Annotated in this window: 15 protein-coding genes; 7 read left to right on the top strand and 8 right to left on the bottom strand. The window is 53.5% G+C overall.

All coding sequences use genetic code 11. The features are described 5' to 3' along the window. Positions 1-13: 13 nt before the first annotated feature. Complete coding sequence (gene ytfR / locus SK33_RS20915; protein ID WP_016149467.1) at positions 14-1,516, bottom strand: galactofuranose ABC transporter, ATP-binding protein YtfR; 1,503 nt, start codon at positions 1,514-1,516, stop codon at positions 14-16. Between the two features lie 102 nt (positions 1,517-1,618). Next, positions 1,619-2,575 (bottom strand): galactofuranose ABC transporter substrate-binding protein YtfQ, encoded by a 957-nt coding sequence (gene ytfQ / locus SK33_RS20920; RefSeq protein WP_003025728.1) that lies wholly within the window; start codon positions 2,573-2,575, stop codon positions 1,619-1,621. Positions 2,576-2,884: 309 nt separating this feature from the next. On the opposite strand from ytfQ, the gene ppa reads away from it, so the two are divergent. Then, the gene (gene ppa, locus SK33_RS20925) at positions 2,885-3,412 is read left to right on the top strand and encodes an inorganic diphosphatase (RefSeq protein ID WP_003025726.1); all 528 of its coding nucleotides are present in this window, start codon (positions 2,885-2,887) and stop codon (positions 3,410-3,412) included. A 104-nt stretch (positions 3,413-3,516) separates the two neighbouring features. Here ppa and SK33_RS20930 read toward each other — a convergent pair whose 3' ends face one another. Genes SK33_RS20930 through tamA form a run of 3 tightly spaced genes read right to left on the bottom strand, consistent with a single transcriptional unit; the run spans position 3,517 to position 9,370 of the window. Beyond that, positions 3,517-3,861, bottom strand: coding sequence for a gamma-glutamylcyclotransferase family protein (locus SK33_RS20930; protein WP_003025723.1), 345 nt, complete (start codon positions 3,859-3,861; stop codon positions 3,517-3,519). A 2-nt stretch (positions 3,862-3,863) separates the two neighbouring features. Continuing rightward, the gene (gene tamB / locus SK33_RS20935) at positions 3,864-7,640 is read right to left on the bottom strand and encodes an autotransporter assembly complex protein TamB (RefSeq protein WP_048219851.1); all 3,777 of its coding nucleotides are present in this window, start codon (positions 7,638-7,640) and stop codon (positions 3,864-3,866) included. Beyond that, positions 7,637-9,370, bottom strand: coding sequence for an autotransporter assembly complex protein TamA (gene tamA / locus SK33_RS20940; RefSeq protein WP_003025718.1), 1,734 nt, complete (start codon positions 9,368-9,370; stop codon positions 7,637-7,639). Before tamA ends, tamB begins: the two co-directional genes overlap by 4 nt. Positions 9,371-9,582: 212 nt before the next feature. On the opposite strand from tamA, the gene msrA reads away from it, so the two are divergent. Both msrA and SK33_RS20950 read left to right on the top strand, forming a co-directional pair. Beyond that, on the top strand, positions 9,583-10,221 hold the full coding sequence (msrA, locus tag SK33_RS20945) for a peptide-methionine (S)-S-oxide reductase MsrA (RefSeq protein ID WP_003025715.1): 639 nt from the start codon (positions 9,583-9,585) through the stop codon (positions 10,219-10,221). Between the two features lie 274 nt (positions 10,222-10,495). Beyond that, on the top strand, positions 10,496-11,836 hold the full coding sequence (locus tag SK33_RS20950; protein WP_048219853.1) for a hemolysin family protein: 1,341 nt from the start codon (positions 10,496-10,498) through the stop codon (positions 11,834-11,836). Positions 11,837-11,902: 66 nt separating this feature from the next. Here the strand turns inward: SK33_RS20950 and SK33_RS20955 are convergent, their stop codons facing one another. Further along, positions 11,903-12,109: a DUF1107 domain-containing protein gene (locus tag SK33_RS20955; protein ID WP_003025710.1), complete on the bottom strand. Its 207-nt coding sequence runs from the start codon at positions 12,107-12,109 to the stop codon at positions 11,903-11,905. Positions 12,110-12,437: 328 nt separating this feature from the next. On the opposite strand from SK33_RS20955, the gene SK33_RS20960 reads away from it, so the two are divergent. Beyond that, a complete protein-coding gene (locus SK33_RS20960) occupies positions 12,438-12,995 on the top strand; it encodes a YtfJ family protein (RefSeq protein ID WP_003025707.1) in 558 nt (185 codons plus the stop codon). On the opposite strand, the gene cysQ is transcribed toward SK33_RS20960, so the two are convergent. After that, positions 12,985-13,725 carry a 3'(2'),5'-bisphosphate nucleotidase CysQ gene (cysQ, locus tag SK33_RS20965; RefSeq protein WP_048219855.1) on the bottom strand — a complete coding sequence of 247 codons (741 nt, stop codon included), beginning with the start codon at positions 13,723-13,725 and terminating at the stop codon, positions 12,985-12,987. The two genes, SK33_RS20960 and cysQ, sit on opposite strands and share 11 nt — an antisense overlap. 188 nt (positions 13,726-13,913) lie before the next feature. Between cysQ and cpdB the strand changes: the two genes are divergently transcribed. After that, positions 13,914-15,857 carry a 2',3'-cyclic-nucleotide 2'-phosphodiesterase gene (cpdB, locus tag SK33_RS20970; RefSeq protein WP_044699166.1) on the top strand — a complete coding sequence of 648 codons (1,944 nt, stop codon included), beginning with the start codon at positions 13,914-13,916 and terminating at the stop codon, positions 15,855-15,857. A gap of 97 nt (positions 15,858-15,954) precedes the next feature. Here cpdB and SK33_RS20975 read toward each other — a convergent pair whose 3' ends face one another. Then, positions 15,955-16,335: a winged helix-turn-helix transcriptional regulator gene (locus SK33_RS20975; RefSeq protein WP_003025698.1), complete on the bottom strand. Its 381-nt coding sequence runs from the start codon at positions 16,333-16,335 to the stop codon at positions 15,955-15,957. A 90-nt stretch (positions 16,336-16,425) separates the two neighbouring features. On the opposite strand from SK33_RS20975, the gene SK33_RS20980 reads away from it, so the two are divergent. Together SK33_RS20980 and SK33_RS20985 are read left to right on the top strand one after the other, a co-directional pair. Continuing rightward, the gene (locus SK33_RS20980; RefSeq protein ID WP_048219856.1) at positions 16,426-17,274 is read left to right on the top strand and encodes an SDR family oxidoreductase; all 849 of its coding nucleotides are present in this window, start codon (positions 16,426-16,428) and stop codon (positions 17,272-17,274) included. 81 nt (positions 17,275-17,355) lie between these two features. Then, positions 17,356-18,180 (top strand): AraC family transcriptional regulator, encoded by an 825-nt coding sequence (locus tag SK33_RS20985; RefSeq protein ID WP_003025695.1) that lies wholly within the window; start codon positions 17,356-17,358, stop codon positions 18,178-18,180. Positions 18,181-18,221: the final 41 nt, after the last annotated feature.

The raw sequence follows: 18,221 nt of genomic DNA on the forward strand, positions 1-18,221 counted from the left end.
CACCATAGTCTCCTTAGGCCGCAATAGCGTTCATGATCGCCGGTACGGACAGTTCAGCCAGTGGGATCTCGGCCACTTGTTTGCGATCGCGCATAATAATGACCCGATCGGCATAGCCCACTAACTCTTCCAGTTCGGATGAAATGACCAGCAGCGCCAGACCATCCGCGCACAGCGTTTCGATCAGGCGGATGATCTCGGCATGTGCGCCGACGTCGATCCCACGCGTGGGTTCATCGAGGATCAGGAATTGCGGTTTGGTCAGTAACCAGCGCGAGAGCAATACTTTTTGCTGATTGCCGCCGGAGAGAAACTCGATCGGCTGTTCAGCGTTGGGGGTGCGAATTCCGAGCTGGCGGATAAAACGCTCGGCAATCTCGTTTTGTTCTTTCCGTGGGATAGGCCGCAGCCAGCCGCGCTGCGCCTGCAATGCCAGAATGATGTTTTCCCGCACCGAAGCGGCGGCAATAATGCCATCCGTTTTGCGATCCTCCGGACAGAAACCGATTCCCAGACACGAAGCCTGATGCGGCGATCGCAAGGTCTGCGGTTTGCCTTTGATCAGCGCACTTCCGCTGTCGGCGGGTTTAATACCGAAGATCACCTCTGCCGTTTCCGTTCGCCCGGATCCCAGCAGTCCTGCGAGACCGACGATCTCACCGGGACGCACCTGTAGATCAAACGGCGCGATGGTGCCTTTTTTGCCAAAGTCGCTAAAGGCCGCCACCGGCTTATCGCTAAGCAATGTGCGGCCCGCACGCTGTAGCGCATGGGTATCCAGTTCGCGACCCAGCATCATTTTGACCAGTTCAATTTGCGGTAATTCCCGGGTTTCACGGCAGCCAACGAAGCCGCCGTTACGCAGAACGGTGATGCGATCGCTGACCTGATAAACCTGATCGAGGAAATGAGTGACGAAGATCAGGCTGACGCCCCGATCGCGCAGATGACGCATCAGGCCGAACAGCATTTCAACTTCCTGGGTATCGAGGCTGGCGGTCGGCTCATCGAGGATCAGCACTTTCGCGGAGAGATCGATCGCCCGACAGATGGCGACGATTTGTTGCATCGCCACGGAAAAGCGGTTCAGCGGCTCACGCACGTCAAGGGAAAAACCGTATGACGCCATCAGCTCCGTCGCGCGTTTTTCCATCTGCTTGCGCTGAAGCAGGCCAAAACGCCGCGGCTCACGGCCAATAAATAAGTTATCGGCAACCGACATATTGGGCAGCAGGTTCACTTCCTGGTACACGGTGCCAATCCCCAGTTGCTGGGCATGGGCGGTGTTTTTGGGGGAGATCGGTTGGCCTTCGAGCCAGATAGTGCCGCGATCTGCATGGTAAACGCCGGTCAGCGCTTTGATAAGCGTCGATTTGCCGGCTCCGTTTTCCCCCAGCAGCGCCATAATTTCACCGCGACGCAAGCTGAAATCCACGTTATCCAACGCTTTGACGCCGGGAAAGAATTTGCTTAATCCTTCGGTGCGGAGGATTTCCTGATGTTGGTCGGTGGTCATGATTCCCCCTGCATCACGCCGGATGGCGCTACGCTTATCCGGCCTACAAAAGAGCGTAATGTAGGCCGGGCAAGCGCAGCCCCCCGGCATTTTCATGAAGGCTTAGTAGCCCATGTTTTTCTTCTTCTCTAACTCTTCTTTCGCCGTATCCGGCAGATAAAGGATCGACTTGGTAATGGTCAGCTTCTCAGGCATCGTGCCGTCTTTTTTGAATTTCTCCAGCGCGTCGAATGCCGGACCGGCCATATTCGGCGTCAGTTCGACGCTGGCGTTGGCTTCACCGTCAATCATCGCTTTGTAGATATCCGGTACGCCGTCGATAGAACCGGTGAGAATATCTTTGCCGGGTTTCAGGCCCGCTTCTTTGATCGCCTGGATAGCACCGATCACCATGTCATCGTTGTGGGCGTAAACCATGCAGATGTTCTTGCCGTTGTTTTCTGCTTTGATAAAGCTCTCCATCACTTCTTTCCCTTTACTGCGGGTGAAGTCACCGGACTGAGAACGGATAATTTTGATGTTTGGCGCACTGGCGATGGCTTCAGCAAAGCCTTTTTTACGATCGATCGCCACGCTGGCCCCGACGGTCCCTTGCAGCTCAACGACGTTACACGGCTTGCCGTCCACTTGTTTAATCAGCCAGTCGCCGATCAATTTGCCTTCCAGCACGTTGTCGGCAGTGACAGTGGTCATATAGAGAGATTTGTCTTTTACATCGATGGAACGATCAAGCAAAAAGACCGGAATGTCGGCATCTTTCGCTTCTTTTAAAACCGGCTCCCAACCTGTTGCCACGACCGGCGCAATAAAGATGGCGTCGACGCCCTGCGCAACAAATGAGCGAACTGCTTTAATCTGGTTTTCCTGCTTTTGTTGGCCATCAGCGATTTTCAGCGTAATTCCCCGCTTTTCGGCCTCGCTTTTCGCGACGTTGGTTTCTGCTGCGCGCCAGCCGGATTCAGAGCCAACCTGCGAAAATCCTACGGTTAAAGGGGCTGCCATTGCCATAGACGACATGGCTGCCGAAACTGCTGTGACTAAAAGTAAGCGCTTCCACATAAGTGCGTCCTCGTAGGGTGATTATTGTTGGTTAATTAACCGTTGCGAAAAAACTATAGACAATTGAGCATGTAACGGATTGCGTTACATCACACTTCAAAAAAGTAAATAAAACGTTAATCACAACTTTGTAATCGCTTTCATCTCGCTATGAAAAATGCGGCTGAAGATATGGACTTTTCTGTCACGAGAGAGAGGTGAAAAGAAGAAAATGCACGCAGAGAAAGCGAAAACAAGCGGAGACATTCCGCGCGAGTTGGCTATAATACCCGCCACTTGTTTGCCATAGCTTATTTAAAGGAAACAGACATGAGCTTACTCAACGTCCCTGCCGGTAAAGACCTGCCGGAAGATATCTACGTTGTTATCGAGATCCCTGCTAACGCAGATCCGATCAAATACGAAGTTGACAAAGAGAGCGGCGCCCTGTTCGTTGACCGCTTCATGTCCACCGCGATGTTCTATCCGTGCAACTACGGTTACATCAACCACACCCTGTCTCTGGATGGTGACCCGGTAGACGTTCTGGTCCCGACTCCGTACCCGCTGGAGCCAGGTTCAGTGATTCGTTGCCGTCCGGTTGGCGTACTGAAAATGACCGACGAATCCGGTGAAGATGCGAAACTGGTTGCGGTACCGCACACCAAGCTGAGCAAAGAATACGATCACATCAAAGATGTGACCGACCTGCCGGAACTGCTGAAAGCGCAGATCACCCACTTCTTCGAACACTACAAAGATCTCGAAGCTGGCAAATGGGTAAAAGTTGACGGTTGGGACAACGCTGAAGCTGCTAAAGCTGAAATTGTTGCTTCCTTCGAGCGCGCGAAGAAGTAAGTTTTACTTTTGATGCTTAGCCCCGCATGTCGGGGCTTTTTTGTGCCCTGATACAAGTGCAACAGGCACATAAAACAACGCCACCCGAAGGTGGCGTGTTCACATCAGTACTGGTCTCTGTCTAACCAGTTACCGCTTTCAATCAGCGTTAAGCCATCAACCGGACGTTGGTACACGTACATCCATGCACTTCCGTACGGCGTTTGAATTAACTGGCGTGCGTATTCACCGCCGCGGGTACGCAGAGCGTCAAGCTCTGCCAGCGTGGCGTTATCAATACGATAAACTTCCCCGTGTACTGTTCCATTTCCCGGAACGGCGCCTGGATAGTGGCCCAGGCTGTACAACTGGTAGTTATCGATACTGAAATTTCCCAGCAACAGGGCATTGGTCATCCAGTGGCTGTTGCCTTGTTTGGTTCGTAAACTGCCGTAGACAAATATTCGCATTGCTAAAACTCGAACTGATAGAGCAAATCAAGTGCCTGATCTACGCCAGACACTGCTTCCAGATATAGCTTAGGCATCAGACGATAACGTAGCGTGAGTGTCGCTAAGGAGTCAAATATACCCACACCATATTTCACCTGCAGACCTGGCAGTACGTATCCGCTGACAACCACCTGAGATGAGTCGCCCACCCCTTGCGTGTCCAGTGCCAGATTGCTTACGCCAAATGTCTCCCCGATTTTACCCACAACCTGACCACTTTGTGCAACCCCCAGACCAATAAGCATTGAGGTCATCGCTGCGCTATCGCTCTGCTCGCTATCCAGCCCTTGTCCGCGTAGCAGGTAGGAAAGCGCCATTTGCTGCGACATTGCCGGGTCAGAGAAGATCTCCGCCTTCGGTTCATCGGCGGTACCAGTGACGCGAACGCCAGCGATCACGTCGTCTTCGGTGGCATCCGGGTTACGAATCGCTTCGATGTTGAGCAACGGCTGATCCGGCGGACCGGAGAACAACAGCTCGCCCTTACGCACAATCAGATCCTGACCATAGGCATGGAAGCGACCGCTCGGAATATTAATTTGTCCGTTCAGCCCCAGCCCCTGCTTATCCTGCACCACTTTCAGATCGCCCGTCAGACGCGCTTTCAGACCAAAGGCGTCAAGACGCACGTTGTTACCGACGTGGATGTTCAGGTTGCTGTTGATCGGAATGCCGGCGGTCTGCGGTTTCTCGGGCTGCAGATTGTTGTTAAGCATGACCATATCGCTGGAAACCCCAACCGCGCTTTCCGGCAGGTCATGTACCACGATACGCGCCCACGGCACATCCACGTTGCCATCGAGGGTGAACAGGCTTGGCGTGGCTTCAAAGACCACGTCCGGCGAGACATCCAGGCGAACCATCGGCGGCACGGTAATACGTACCCTGCTGCCTTTAGCCGCGACCCGCGCCCGCCAGTTGTCTATCTGACTCCAGTCGGCATCGCCGCTCAGGTTAATTTCTCCCTGCTGCGTACGCACCACGCCCGCCAGCGTTGAGCGTGTTCCGGTGAAGTTAACGGCTAACTGGCTTGGCTGCATGTCAAACGGCATAAAGTTACCGTCTATATCCAGACCGCTCAGTTGCAGCTGTCCGAGCAACTGCGGGCTTTGCACATCGCCGCCCAGCCGCAGGTTGGCGTTGATCATCCCTGCCGCTTTTTCACCGCGCGAGAAGATGGGGTTCACCATCGCCAGATTGAAGTTGCGAATATTGACGTTACCGCCCAGATTACGGCGCCCTTGCGGGTCTGTTACCTGCACCTGTCCGTCAAACTGTCCGTTGTTGGTCAGACGAATCAGCCAGCCCAGCTCGGCACGGTTATTGTGCAGGTCGGCGGTGAGATTCAACGTTTCAAACGCCACGGGGAGCGGTGCATCATTCACGCTTTGCGTGACCTTCACGTTACGTCCGCTCAGGGTGACCTGCCCCTGTGGCAGACCCTCTTTGGTGGTGTCCCAACTCACATCGGCTTTACCGGTGAACACGCCGCTGGCCTGGGTTGTCTCCGGCATAAACGGTTTTAGCATCGCCAGGTCGAAGCGGTTTAGATTCACCACCGCGCGCCCTTCCGCACCCGCATCAATCGTCTGTGGTACGCACAGCTCCGCATTCGGGTTGTTCCAGCAGTGCGGTCCGATACTAATTTTTTGTTCCTGATTACGGTAATCCAGCGCGATAGCCCGGTTGAGCGACCACGGACCGACCGGCGTCTGGAAGCGGGTATTGCTTAACTCTCCTTTCCAGCGCTGTTCTTTGCGATCAAAGCTCCCGGCAAGATCCAGTTGCCCGGAAACCGGTTCACCCTGAATGCGCAACTGCAGCTCGTGCTGCTTTTCACTGCCTTTGGCGTTGAGCGTCACCAGGCCAATATTCACGTCAGGTTGTACAATCCGCTCTACGCGAACATTAAGATTACCGGCAATTTGCTCGGCCGATTTCACATCCCCTTCAACACGTACCTGAGCAACGGAAAGTTCCTGCCAGCGCAGACCACGGGCGGTAATATCCGCCAGCAGCTGTGGTGCTTCAACCGTACCGCGAACTTTTACCAGCCCTTTCGCCGTACCGCCCAGCCCCGGCAGCGCGTTATCCAGGCTTGGGGCATCAATCGTCGCGTCGAGGTTGAGGTCTTTAACCCCCAGTTCACCTTTTACGTCCGCACTGTTGCGCCCCAGTTCCAGATGCAGGCCCGGGATCGTCCACTGCAGGTAGCTGTTCCCCTTCAGCGAACCGTTCACATTGACCTTGTTCTGCTTCACGTTGCCGGTCAGCTTCAGCTCGGGAACCTCCATCTGCCAGCTTCCGCCGTACAGACTGCCGCGAGTTTTCACCAGGCCATTCAGTTTTGACGGCCAATCCGGGATCGCTTTTGCGGTGTTGATACCATCCAGCGTTAGCTCCCCGCGCCAGCTGATCGCCTGCTGCCAGTCCACCAGCGCTTTCAGCTCGGTTTTCCCTTCCAGCGCCGCAACGCTGAGTTTGTCGAGATTGATCTGCTGTTCGTTGCCTTTGGCGTCCAGCGTGATGGTAGCCGGTGGAATATCCTGACCTTTCACGGCGGTACGCATCGACAGCGTATAGTCGGTCATCTTACCGGTCAGTTTGAGTTTGATGTCATCGGCCTGGAACTGTTTCTCACCGGTAAACGGCCAGTAAACCTGCTTACTCACCACCTCAATGTTGAGCGGTAATCCGGCTTCAGCCAGACGCGTCTGTGCACGCAGGTCCATATCCACCGGACCAGACAGATTGACGCCGACTTCCAGCTGCTCGCGCAGCGCGCCGCCGACCTTCAGCTTCACCTTTTCGCCTTTTAACGGGTCGATGTTTAGCGTACTGTTTAACGTAATATCAACCGGCCACGTGTTGGTCAGTTGCGCCGTGCCGCTGGCTTTTACCGTTCCCTGATTCGAGTCGATGTCCAGCGCGTCGAGCTTCATGTTGCCGTCAATGCTGCTCACTTTTAGCAGCATGCTATGGACCGTTAAATCCGTATCTCCGGTCACGCGCAGCTGCTCGCCGCGAAACTCTTCAATATTGAGATTGAGCGGCAGATGGACATCGGTCATTTCCGGCAGCACCGGCTGTGAGAACAGATCTTTTAGCGTTTCGCCGAGCGGCTTTTCATCCGGCTGCGGGTTTTGAATCTTCGGTTCGACAACCTCTTCCTGCGCCACTTCCGCCACTTTAGGTAGGGCAATCAGTAGCCCCTGTAATGACGTTGGCTTCAACGTCAGCGTTTTTTCCTGCCAGTTCAGGCCGGAGGTAAAATCCAGCACCGAAACCGTGGTGTCATCGATTTTGATATTGATGTTGTTCAGCGCCACGCGCGAAAGCGTGATGGGGTAAGGCGTGGAAAGATTAAGCGGACCGCTCTCTTCTTCCTCAACCGGCGCGGATGGCGGCATCTTTTTGCTGTCGATCGCCACATTGATATTTTTCAGCGACAGATCGTTGACGCACAGACTGCTGTCCCACAGGCAGTTAAGCCCCACAGCCAGATGCACTTCGCCGGCATTCACCGCCACGCCAGGCTGGTCATAACGAATATTTTTCAGTGATAAATCCCGCCAGCCACCGGTGACCTGACCAATCTCCAGCCCCGGAACCCAACGATTAGCGGCTTTGAAGATCAGATGCAGGCCCGAGGTGGTACCGACGAGGAACGCCACCGTGCCTAACAACAGCAGGATAAAAATCAGCACGCCGAGGCTTATCTTCTTCCATAAACTCATAATTCAGGCCCCAGACCGATGTAAAACTGTAAACCATGTTCATCTTTGTCGCCGACCGGGACGGCAAAGTCGAGCTTGATAGGCCCCACTGGTGATTGCCAGCGTACGCCGACCCCGGCACCGGTTTTGAAATCGCTTCGGCGAATATCGCTGACCGCTTCACCGCTATCGACAAACATCGCGCCCCACCATTTACCGGTCACGTTGTACTGGTATTCCAGCGAGCCAGTTGCCAGCTTGGAGGCCCCTTTCAGCTTGCCGTCGCTACCTTCCGGCGAAATAGATTTGTATTTATAGCCGCGAATACTGCGATCGCCCCCGGCGAAGAAACGCAGGTCCGGCGGTACTTTGTCGAAGTCTCCAGTTTCAATCCAGCCGAGATTACCGCGCATCACAAAGCGATGACGATCGTACAGCGTACGGATCCAGACGTTTTGCGCCTGGAAAACGGAGAAATCAACATCTGACCCCCAGGCGGTGTTGGAGTAATCAATAGAATAACGCTGAGAGTCGCCCCAGACAGGCATCAAGCCGCCGCGTGAGCGCGTCCGGCTGATCATCACGCCCGGATAGAGCAGCATAGTGGTGTTGGTGACGTTACCCTGGGTAAAGTGGTCGAGGCTCCAGCGCAGGTTAATCGCGCGCTGCCAGCCGCTGGAGAGGTCCCAGTAGCGGGAAACCGCAAGCGTCGTGGAGTCCTGCTCGGTGTCGTTTAAATCGGTTCGCTTAAAGCCGCCCTGTACCAGGTAATACTGTTCCAGCGGGTTCTTTAACAGCGGCATTTTATAGCTGAAATCAAGCACCTGCTCTGGTGCCGAGATACTGGCGCTGGTCGTCAGGCTGTGGCCGTAGGAGTTCATCCACGGCTTTTTCCACGAGGTCTTCACCCGTGGTCCAACATCAGTTGAATAACCAACCCCGGTTTCGATGGTGTTTTCGGTGCGCGGTGAGACCACGCCTTTCAGCGGCAGCACTTTGGTTTTGCGGGCTTTATCAAACTCCGGCGCGACGACCACGGAGTTAAACCATCCGGTCGCCGACAGACGACGGTTCAGTTCGCCCAGATCTTTCGACTCGTACTCTTCACCTTCTTTAAAGGGCACCAGATTTTGCAGATACTCATCGCGAATTTGCGAGCCTTCAAAGGTGACATGCCCAAAGCGATAGCGTTCGCCGCTGTTGTAATCGATATCCCAGAACGCCTGGCGGCGCTCAAGCGCTATTCCAAGCTGGCTTTTATTAAATTCACTGTCGAAATAACCTTTGCGCAGCGCCACGCTGGTGAGTGACTTTTTGAAGTTGTCATAGTCCCCCTGATTCAGCACGGTGCCGATTGCCGGGCGCGTTTTCAACAGATCCAGATAATCTTTATCCGTACGCGCGCCACCACGCAAAATCACCTCGGTGCCACCAATCAGCACCGGCTCGCCGGGGGTCACTTTGGCGATCAGCACCTGCCGGCCTTTCGCCGGCGGTGGACGTAGTTCAAAATCAATGGTCGGCTCAAAGTAGCCCAGCGCTTTTAGCCCTTCGCGGATGGCATCATCAACGCGCGCACGAAAGCGTCGGTCTGGAGTGACTTCATCACTTTGAATCGTGGACAGCTGCGCACGGACGTTTTTCTCCAGCGGTCCTGATAATCCTTCGACCTGTAAGCGAACATTCGCGGCGGCGGCGGAGCCACTTAAGCACAGTAATCCCACCCAACATAACTGACGGATATGTGGCACATTTTCTCCTGAATATCCTTTTTTCCCACCCCTGGAAAAAAATACTATGCCGTTCCTCGGCTTAACAAAAAATCAACAATAAGAGTTGAAAAACAGACGACAACCCAAATATTTCTTATGTTTAACTCTAGACGTATTCACGCCGTTTATTGTGGGCAAAGACGCGTCTCGTTACAACCTTAACCCAAATGACTGATTTCGGGAGAACGGCCATGAGTTTATTTGATAGAAAGCATCTTGTTACTCAAGCAGATGCGCTACCTGGACGCAACACCCCGATGCCAGTGGCAACGCTGCATGCGGTTAACCAACATTCGATGACCAACGTGCCCGACGGTATGGAGACCGCTTATTTCGCCATGGGATGTTTCTGGGGCGTTGAGCGTTTATTCTGGTCATTACCCGGGGTATACAGCACGGCGGCCGGATACACCGGCGGCTACACCCCAAACCCAACCTATCGGGAAGTGTGTTCTGGCGACACCGGGCATGCCGAAGCGGTACGCATCGTCTATGACCCGCATGTTATCAGCTACGAACAACTGCTGCAGGTGTTCTGGGAAAATCACGATCCGGCGCAGGGCATGCGTCAGGGGAACGACCAGGGCACACAGTATCGCTCCGCCATTTACCCGTTAACGCCGGAACAAACCGCCGCCGCACAGGCCAGCCTTGAGCGTTTTCAGGCAGCTATGACCGCCGCAGGCGACGAGCGCACCATTACCACGGAAATCACTACGGCAACGCCTTTCTACTATGCCGAGGACGATCACCAGCAATATCTGCATAAAAATCCTTATGGATATTGTGGCATTGGCGGAATTGGCGTTTGCCTGCCGCCACAAGGATAATCGCCGCCCTCTGGCGGCTTTACAGTACCTTACGCTATACTAGCTTCTGAAATTACCGGTCCACTCCCTTCGGACCGGTTTTCATTGAATATTCCATTGGATTTATACTCTATAGATTTCGAGTTGCAGGCAGGCGGCAAACTCGTGAATCCCCAGGAGCATAGATAACTATGTGACTGGGGTGAATGAGTGCAGCTAACGCACCTGCAGCTTGAAAGACGACGAGTATCAACTTCTCCCTTCCGAGGATCTGACCTGAACGGTCGGATAAGATATGTTAAACAGTATTTTAGTCATTCTCTGCCTGATCGCCGTGAGTGCGTTTTTCTCGATATCTGAGATCTCGCTTGCTGCATCACGCAAAATAAAACTTAAACTGCTTGCCGATGAAGGCAACGTAAACGCACAACGTGTTTTGAAGATGCAGGAAAACCCCGGCATGTTTTTTACCGTCGTGCAAATTGGCCTTAACGCGGTCGCCATTCTCGGCGGTATCGTCGGTGATGCGGCATTCTCCCCGGCTTTTCACAGCCTGTTCTCAAAATACTTCGCTCCAGAGCTGTCCGAACAGTTAAGCTTTATTCTGTCATTCTCGCTGGTTACTGGCCTGTTCATCCTGTTCGCGGATTTAACCCCGAAACGCATCGGTATGATTGCGCCAGAAGCTGTGGCTTTGCGTATCATCAACCCGATGCGCTTCTGCCTGCTGGTCTTCCGCCCGCTGGTGTGGTTCTTTAACGGTCTGGCAAACAACATTTTCCGTCTGTTTAAGATCCCAATGGTGCGAAAAGATGACATCACCTCAGACGACATTTACGCCGTGGTCGAAGCCGGTGCGCTGGCAGGTGTTCTGCGCAAACAGGAGCATGAGCTGATTGAAAATGTGTTCGAACTGGAATCGCGTACCGTCCCGTCTTCAATGACCTCGCGCGAGAATATTATCTGGTTCGATCTCCATGAAGATGAGCAAAGCCTGAAGAACAAGGTGGCGGAACATCCGCACTCCAAATTCCTGGTGTGTAACGAAGATATCGACCACATCATTGGTTATGTCGATTCAAAGGATCTCCTCAACCGCGTACTGGCGAACCAAAGCATGGCGCTGAACAGCGGCGTACAGATCCGCAATACGCTGATCGTCCCGGACACGCTGACGCTCTCTGAAGCACTGGAAAGCTTCAAAACCGCAGGCGAAGACTTTGCCGTCATCATGAACGAGTACGCGCTGGTGGTAGGGATTATCACGCTCAACGACGTGATGACCACGCTGATGGGTGATTTAGTTGGCCAGGGTCTGGAAGAGCAGATTGTGGCGCGTGATGAGAACTCATGGTTGGTTGATGGCGGTACGCCGATTGATGACGTTATGCGCGTGCTGGATATCGACGAGTTCCCGCAGTCCGGCAACTATGAAACCATCGGCGGCTTTATGATGTTCATGCTGCGTAAAATCCCGAAACGCACCGACTCGGTGAAGTATTCTGGCTACAAATTTGAAGTGGTGGATATCGATAACTACAAGATCGATCAGCTGCTGGTGACGCGTCTGGACAGCAAACCTACAGTTCTGGTACCAAAACTGCCAGATGCAAAAGAAGAGGCAAAGGCGTCGTAACGCCTTACAGAAACATCAACGGCTCCTGTCCAGGAGCCGTTTTTTTAACTACTGCATAGCACTTGATCAAGCCATCTCAGTTTGCAGACGCAAGACCTGACGGTTAACTTCGGACATCACGGAAAAATGCAGCTTGTCCTTCACTTTTGGGATAAGAATCTTACCCTTATCAAATTCAAAAGCGCCTACATCCTTGATATATAACCGTCCACGAAACAGGATCTTCACGTACTTCGCCACCTGCAGCGGGTTGTATCGTTGGAAAATTTTCATTGTTGTCTCCTGCTGAGCATTACGCCTTTGCGGTACCACAATCGGTCCGACAATCCTCAGGCGCAAATTTTAATGCCCTATGACTATAGACTATCTCGTTGATGTTTCCAGCGTGTATAAGTTTATTTACCTTCAGGTTACAATTATTCAGAATTATCTTTTCAACGCTTCGCTGTCTTCAGTATAAGCCTTCATTTTTCGCAGGATTTGTGCGCCCGTCCGCAAACTGGCATCGCGCTTGCGGGAAAAAGCATCAATCGCACATATGATTAAATTCCAGACCCAAGTGGTCGGATCACCTGCAAAATAAAAGAAAGAAGGAAAACCTATGACCTTACGAAAACTGCTGGCGCTGTCGTTTCTGCTGCTGCCGATGATTGCCTCCGCACATAAGTTTGAGACTGACCAACGCGTACCACCGGTGGGGATCGCCGATCGCGGCGAACTGATTCTCGATAACGATAAGTTTAGCTACAAAAGCTGGAATAGCGCGCAGTTGCCTGGGAAAGTGCGAATTGTGCAACACATTGCTGGACGCACCTCCGCCAAAGAGAAAAATGCGACACTGATCGAGGCAATCAAAGCCGCCAACCTGCCGCACGACAAATATCAGACCACCACTATCGTCAACACAGATGACGCCATCCCCGGCTCCGGTATGTTTGTGCGCAGCAGTCTGGAGAGCAATAAGAAGCTCTACCCGTGGTCGCAATTCATTGTCGACAGCAATGGCATTGCGCGTAAAGCCTGGCAACTGGATGAAGAGAGCTCCGCTATCGTCGTACTCGATAAGGACGGACGCGTGCAGTGGGCAAAAGATGGCGCATTAACGCAGGAAGAGGTGCAGCAGGTAATTGCCCTGCTGCACAAATTGCTCAGTAAATAGAAACGCGGAAGCCGGGGTTGAGGAACGATTCACGTGGGGTGTAATCCAGAGGTTTCCCCTGCCAGTCGTGAACGTGCGCTCCGGCTGCGGCGGCAACAGCGTGGCCCGCGGCGGTGTCCCATACGTTAGTGGGCCCAAAACGCGGGTACAGCTGTGCGTGCCCTTCCGCCACCAGACAGAACTTCAACGATGAGCCAATCGACGTGGTCTGGTGCTCGCCCAACTGTTGCAGATACTTTTTTAACTCATTATCGGCATGCGAGCGGCTAATGACCACCAGCGGCGGACGCGCGTCACGAACCTGAATTTGTTTACGTACGTCGCACTCTTCTTTCCACGCTTTACCTTCTGCTGCGCTGTACATCACTTTCATTACCGGCGCGTAAACCACGCCCAGAACCGGCTTTCCCTTTTCGATCAGCGCAATATTGACCGTAAATTCACCGTTACGCTTAATGAACTCTTTGGTCCCGTCCAGCGGGTCCACCAGCCAGTAGCGCTGCCAGTGCTGGCGGACATCCCAGCCAGGAGGCGCTTCTTCAGACAGGACGGGAATATCCGGCGTCAGCGCCAGTAATCCCTCGAGGATAACCTTGTGCGCGGCGATATCCGCCGCCGTGACCGGAGAATCATCCTGCTTGCTGGTAATCTCCATCGGTTTGATTCCATCGTAGACCTGCATAATGGCATCGCCCGCGTTCCGTGCAAGCTGGCATACATGTTCTAGCATTCTCCACCTCGTTTCTGTCAGTGGTGTTAACTCGTTGTTTTACTTATACCCGATCGTCAGGGGATCCGCCAACTGTGATAGCGTCTGCGGTTTTAAACGCTATATTCATGTCATGATTCACAGTTCTGTAAGCAAGAAGATTTATATACATTTTCTTTTGTGGCTTAGATCTTAAAAGGATGCCCCTGATGATTAAGTTTAGTGCAACGCTTCTGGCAACGCTGATTGCAGCCAGCGTCAATGCCGCGACCGTCGATCTGCGTATAATGGAAACCACTGATTTGCATAGCAATATGATGGATTTCGATTATTACAAAGATACACCGACTGAAAAATTCGGTCTGGTACGAACGGCAAGTCTTATCAACGCTGCGCGTGGAGAAGTCAAAAACAGCGTGCTGGTTGATAATGGCGATCTGATTCAGGGCAGCCCGCTCGGGGATTACATGGCGGCCAAAGGGCTGAAAGCGGGCGAAACTCACCCGGTATATAAAGCGCTGAATACCCTGGATTACGCGGTGGGTAACCTCGGCAACCATGAATTCAACTACGGTCTTGAGTATCTGCACAACGCGCTGGCAGGGGCGAAGTTCCCTTACGTTAATGCCAATATCATCGACGTTAAGACCAAAAAGCCGCTATTTACGCCTTATCTGATCAAAGACACTGAGGTTGTCGACAAAGAAGGGAACAAGCAGACGCTGAAGATTGGCTATATCGGTTTTGTGCCACCGCAGATTATGACCTGGGATAAAGCCAACCTCAGCGGTAAAGTGACGGTGAACGACATTACGGAAACTGCACGCAAATACGTTCCCGAAATGCGAGAAAAAGGTGCCGATGTCGTGGTGGTAGTTGCTCACTCCGGGCTTTCTGCCGACCCGTATCAAACCATGGCGGAAAACTCCGTTTATTACCTCAGTGAGGTCCCGGGCGTAGATGCCATTATGTTTGGTCACGCTCACGCCGTTTTCCCTGGTAAAGACTTTGCCAACATCAAAGGTGCAGATATCGCAAAAGGTACGCTGAATGGGGTTCCGGCGGTGATGCCGGGTATGTGGGGCGATCATCTGGGGGTGGTGGATTTAGTGCTGAATAACGACAGCGGTAAATGGCAGGTCACCCAGGCGAAAGCCGAAGCACGTCCGATTTATGACGCGGCAGCGAAAAAATCACTGGCAGCAGAAGACAAAAAAATCGTTGAGATCCTGAAAGCCGATCACGACGCTACGCGTGAGTTTGTCAGCAAACCGATCGGTAAATCCGCCGACAATATGTACAGCTATCTGGCGCTGGTACAGGATGACCCGACCGTACAGGTGGTGAACAACGCGCAGAAAGCCTATGTGGAACACTTTATTCAGGGCGATCCGGATCTGGCAAAACTACCGGTACTTTCCGCCGCCGCGCCGTTTAAGGTCGGTGGGCGTAAGAACGATCCGGCCAGCTTTGTAGAAGTCGAAAAAGGCCAGTTAACCTTCCGTAACGCCGCTGATTTGTATCTCTATCCCAACACTCTGGTGGTGGTGAAAGCCAGCGGTAAAGAGGTGAAAGAGTGGCTGGAATGTTCCGCCGGGCAGTTCAATCAGATTGATATCCACAGCAGCAAACCACAGTCGTTGATTAACTGGGACGGCTTCCGTACCTATAATTTCGACGTGATTGATGGCGTGAATTATCAGATTGATGTTTCACAACCCGCCCGCTACGACGGGGAATGTCAGACCATTAATCCGAAAGCGGAACGTATTAAAAATCTGACCTTTAACGGCAAACCAATCGATCCGAATGCTACCTTCCTCGTCGCGACCAACAACTACCGCGCCTACGGCGGTAAGTTTGCCGGAACCGGCGACAACCACATCGCGTTTGCTTCTCCGGATGAAAACCGCTCGGTGCTGGCCGCGTGGATTGGTGCACAGACGAAGCGTGCCGGTGAAATTCATCCGGCGGCAGATAACAACTGGCGTCTGGCGCCAATTCACAGCGATACGCCACTGGATATTCGCTTTGAAACATCACCGTCTGATAAAGCCGCGGCGTTTATTAAAGAGAAAGGCCAGTATCCGCTGAAAAAAGTCGCGACCGATGACATCGGTTTCGCCATTTACCAGTTGGATTTAAGTAAGTAATTTTCGTGCCGGATGCGACGCAATAGCGTCTTATCCGGCCTACGTGTCGAAGTAATCTGTAGGCCGGATAAGGCGTTAGCCGCCATCCGGCAATACTTTACGCCGCCCGCTCTTCCCGCTGCGCTAAAACCTGCGGCAAATTCAGTTCTATCCAGTCCGCCAGCGCGGCGACTTTATCGCTCACCTGCTCACCCAACGGCGTCAAACTATATTCCACGTGCGGCGGTACTACCGGATATGACACCCGATTGATAAACCCGTCCTGCTCTAACGCTTGCAGGGATTGCGCCAGCATCTTTTCACTGACCCCGCCCATCTTACGGCGCAAATCGCTGAAACGGTGCGTACCGTCGCGCAGCGCCACCAGAATCAACACGCCCCAGCGGCTGGTGACGTGTTTTAACACCTCGCGGGAGGGACACTGTTCGGCAAACAAGTTGCCATCGCGTAACTGCTGGGAGAGCGTCGAAGCTGTCATTTTCATACTAACCTTTTTGTACGTACTTACTAAAAGTAAGTTTAGGTGTTAGCGTGATTAAACACAAGACCAATACCAAGGAGTCACCCCATGATCGCGATTACCGGCGCCACCGGCCAACTGGGCCAACACGTTATTGAATCTCTGTTGAAAACCGTTCCTGCCAGCCAGATTGTAGCAATCGTGCGTAATCCCGCTAAAGCGACGGCGCTTAGTCAGCATGGCATTACCGTTCGTCAGGCGGATTACAGCGATGAAGCCGCCTTTACAACTGCCTTACAGGGTATCGACAAGCTACTGCTGATCTCCTCCAGCGAAGTGGGACAACGTGCCCCGCAGCATCGCAACGTGATTAACGCAGCGAAAGCCGCTCACGTGAAATTTATCGCCTACACCAGCCTGCTGCACGCTGACACCTCCCCGCTGGGGCTGGCTGATGAGCATGTGGCAACCGAGCAGATGCTGGCTGAATCCGGTATCGCCTACGTGCTACTGCGTAACGGCTGGTACACCGAAAACTATCTCGCCAGCGCACCGGCTGCTCTGGAACATGGCGTGTTTATCGGGGCTGCAGGTGAAGGCAAAATTGCCTCAGCGACCCGCGCCGACTATGCCGCTGCCGCCGCGCGCGTCATCAGTGAAGACGGTCACGCCGGTAAAACCTATGAGCTGGCGGGCGACGCAGGCTGGACCCTGAGCCAGCTGGCTGCCGAACTGGCAAAACAGAGTGGTAAAAAAGTGGTGTATCAGAACCTGAGCGAAGCTGATTTTGCCGCCGCGCTAAAAGGTGTAGGTCTGCCTGCCGGACTGGCGGACATGCTGGCTGACTCAGACAGTGGCGCCTCCAAAGGCGGTCTGTTCGACGACAGCCATACGCTAAGCAAACTGATTGGTCGCCCGACCACCTCGCTGGCTGACAGCGTCAAAGGCATCGTGTAAGTGTTAAAAATTAGTTAATTGTGGTGGCATCCCCGCGCATCCTCTCTGATAATGACAGGATGATGCGTGGGGAGAGAAAACGTGCAAGGTGTACCTGAGCAGTTTATTGATGAGAAAGACAGCGCCCGCTTTCGCCATCTGGCGCAGGTGCCGGGCGTAGAGCTGTATCATGCGCACATCTCACGTTACGCCTTTGAGCCGCACACACATGAAGCATTCGGCATTGGCGCGATAGAAGCCGGAGCCGAACGTTTTCGTTATCGCGGCACGCAGTACGTGGCCCCCGCCCATTCCGTCGTAACCATGAATCCCGATGAGCTGCACACCGGCGAGGCCGAAACCGCCGATGGCTGGCGCTATCGGATGATTTATCTTGAGCCCGATCTTCTGGAAGAGGTCACTGGGATCCGCCACTGGTGGTTTCATGACGTAACGCGTCACGATCCGCTGCGCTCGCGCCAGATCTGCTCGCTGATCCACGGCCTGTGGAACACGGAAGATCCGTTGGCGCAAAAAGGACTATTGCTCGATCTGATCGACACGTTCCAGCCGCTGGCCCGCCATGCACCAGTATTGCCGGAGGGGGCGCATCGCTTTGAACGAGTACGCGAGTATCTGCACGATAATTATATGCATCCGGTCACGCTCGACGAGCTGGCGCGGGTTGCATCGCTGAGTCCCTGGCATTTTCAGCGCCAGTTTAAATCTCATTTCCACGTCACGCCGCACCAGATGTTGATGGCGATCCGCCTGTGGCGAGCCAAAGGTTTTCTCACTTGCGGTATGCCCGCCGCAGAGGTCGCCGCCGCAACCGGCCTCACCGACCAGTCGCATCTCACCCGCGCATTTACCCATCGCTACGGCATTACGCCAGTGCGTTATCAGAAACAAGTCGTCCGGCGTTGATCAGCAATCTCATACAATACGGCGGCATTTTTCCTGCCTAC

It is taken from the genome of Citrobacter sp. MGH103 (genome assembly GCF_001034475.2).
Lineage (GTDB): Bacteria > Pseudomonadota > Gammaproteobacteria > Enterobacterales > Enterobacteriaceae > Citrobacter > Citrobacter freundii.

Coding starts and splice junctions, on each gene's coding strand:
- ytfQ (WP_003025728.1), bottom strand. CDS start 2,575: ATGTGGAAGCGCTTACTTTTAGTCACAGCAGTTTCGGCAGCCATGTCG.
- SK33_RS20975 (WP_003025698.1), bottom strand. CDS start 16,335: ATGACAGCTTCGACGCTCTCCCAGCAGTTACGCGATGGCAACTTGTTT.
- tamB (WP_048219851.1), bottom strand. CDS start 7,640: ATGAGTTTATGGAAGAAGATAAGCCTCGGCGTGCTGATTTTTATCCTG.
- SK33_RS20930 (WP_003025723.1), bottom strand. CDS start 3,861: ATGCGAATATTTGTCTACGGCAGTTTACGAACCAAACAAGGCAACAGC.
- cpdB (WP_044699166.1), top strand. CDS start 13,914: ATGATTAAGTTTAGTGCAACGCTTCTGGCAACGCTGATTGCAGCCAGC.
- SK33_RS20980 (WP_048219856.1), top strand. CDS start 16,426: ATGATCGCGATTACCGGCGCCACCGGCCAACTGGGCCAACACGTTATT.
- msrA (WP_003025715.1), top strand. CDS start 9,583: ATGAGTTTATTTGATAGAAAGCATCTTGTTACTCAAGCAGATGCGCTA.
- ytfR (WP_016149467.1), bottom strand. CDS start 1,516: ATGACCACCGACCAACATCAGGAAATCCTCCGCACCGAAGGATTAAGC.
- ppa (WP_003025726.1), top strand. CDS start 2,885: ATGAGCTTACTCAACGTCCCTGCCGGTAAAGACCTGCCGGAAGATATC.
- SK33_RS20960 (WP_003025707.1), top strand. CDS start 12,438: ATGACCTTACGAAAACTGCTGGCGCTGTCGTTTCTGCTGCTGCCGATG.
- SK33_RS20950 (WP_048219853.1), top strand. CDS start 10,496: ATGTTAAACAGTATTTTAGTCATTCTCTGCCTGATCGCCGTGAGTGCG.
- cysQ (WP_048219855.1), bottom strand. CDS start 13,725: ATGCTAGAACATGTATGCCAGCTTGCACGGAACGCGGGCGATGCCATT.
- SK33_RS20955 (WP_003025710.1), bottom strand. CDS start 12,109: ATGAAAATTTTCCAACGATACAACCCGCTGCAGGTGGCGAAGTACGTG.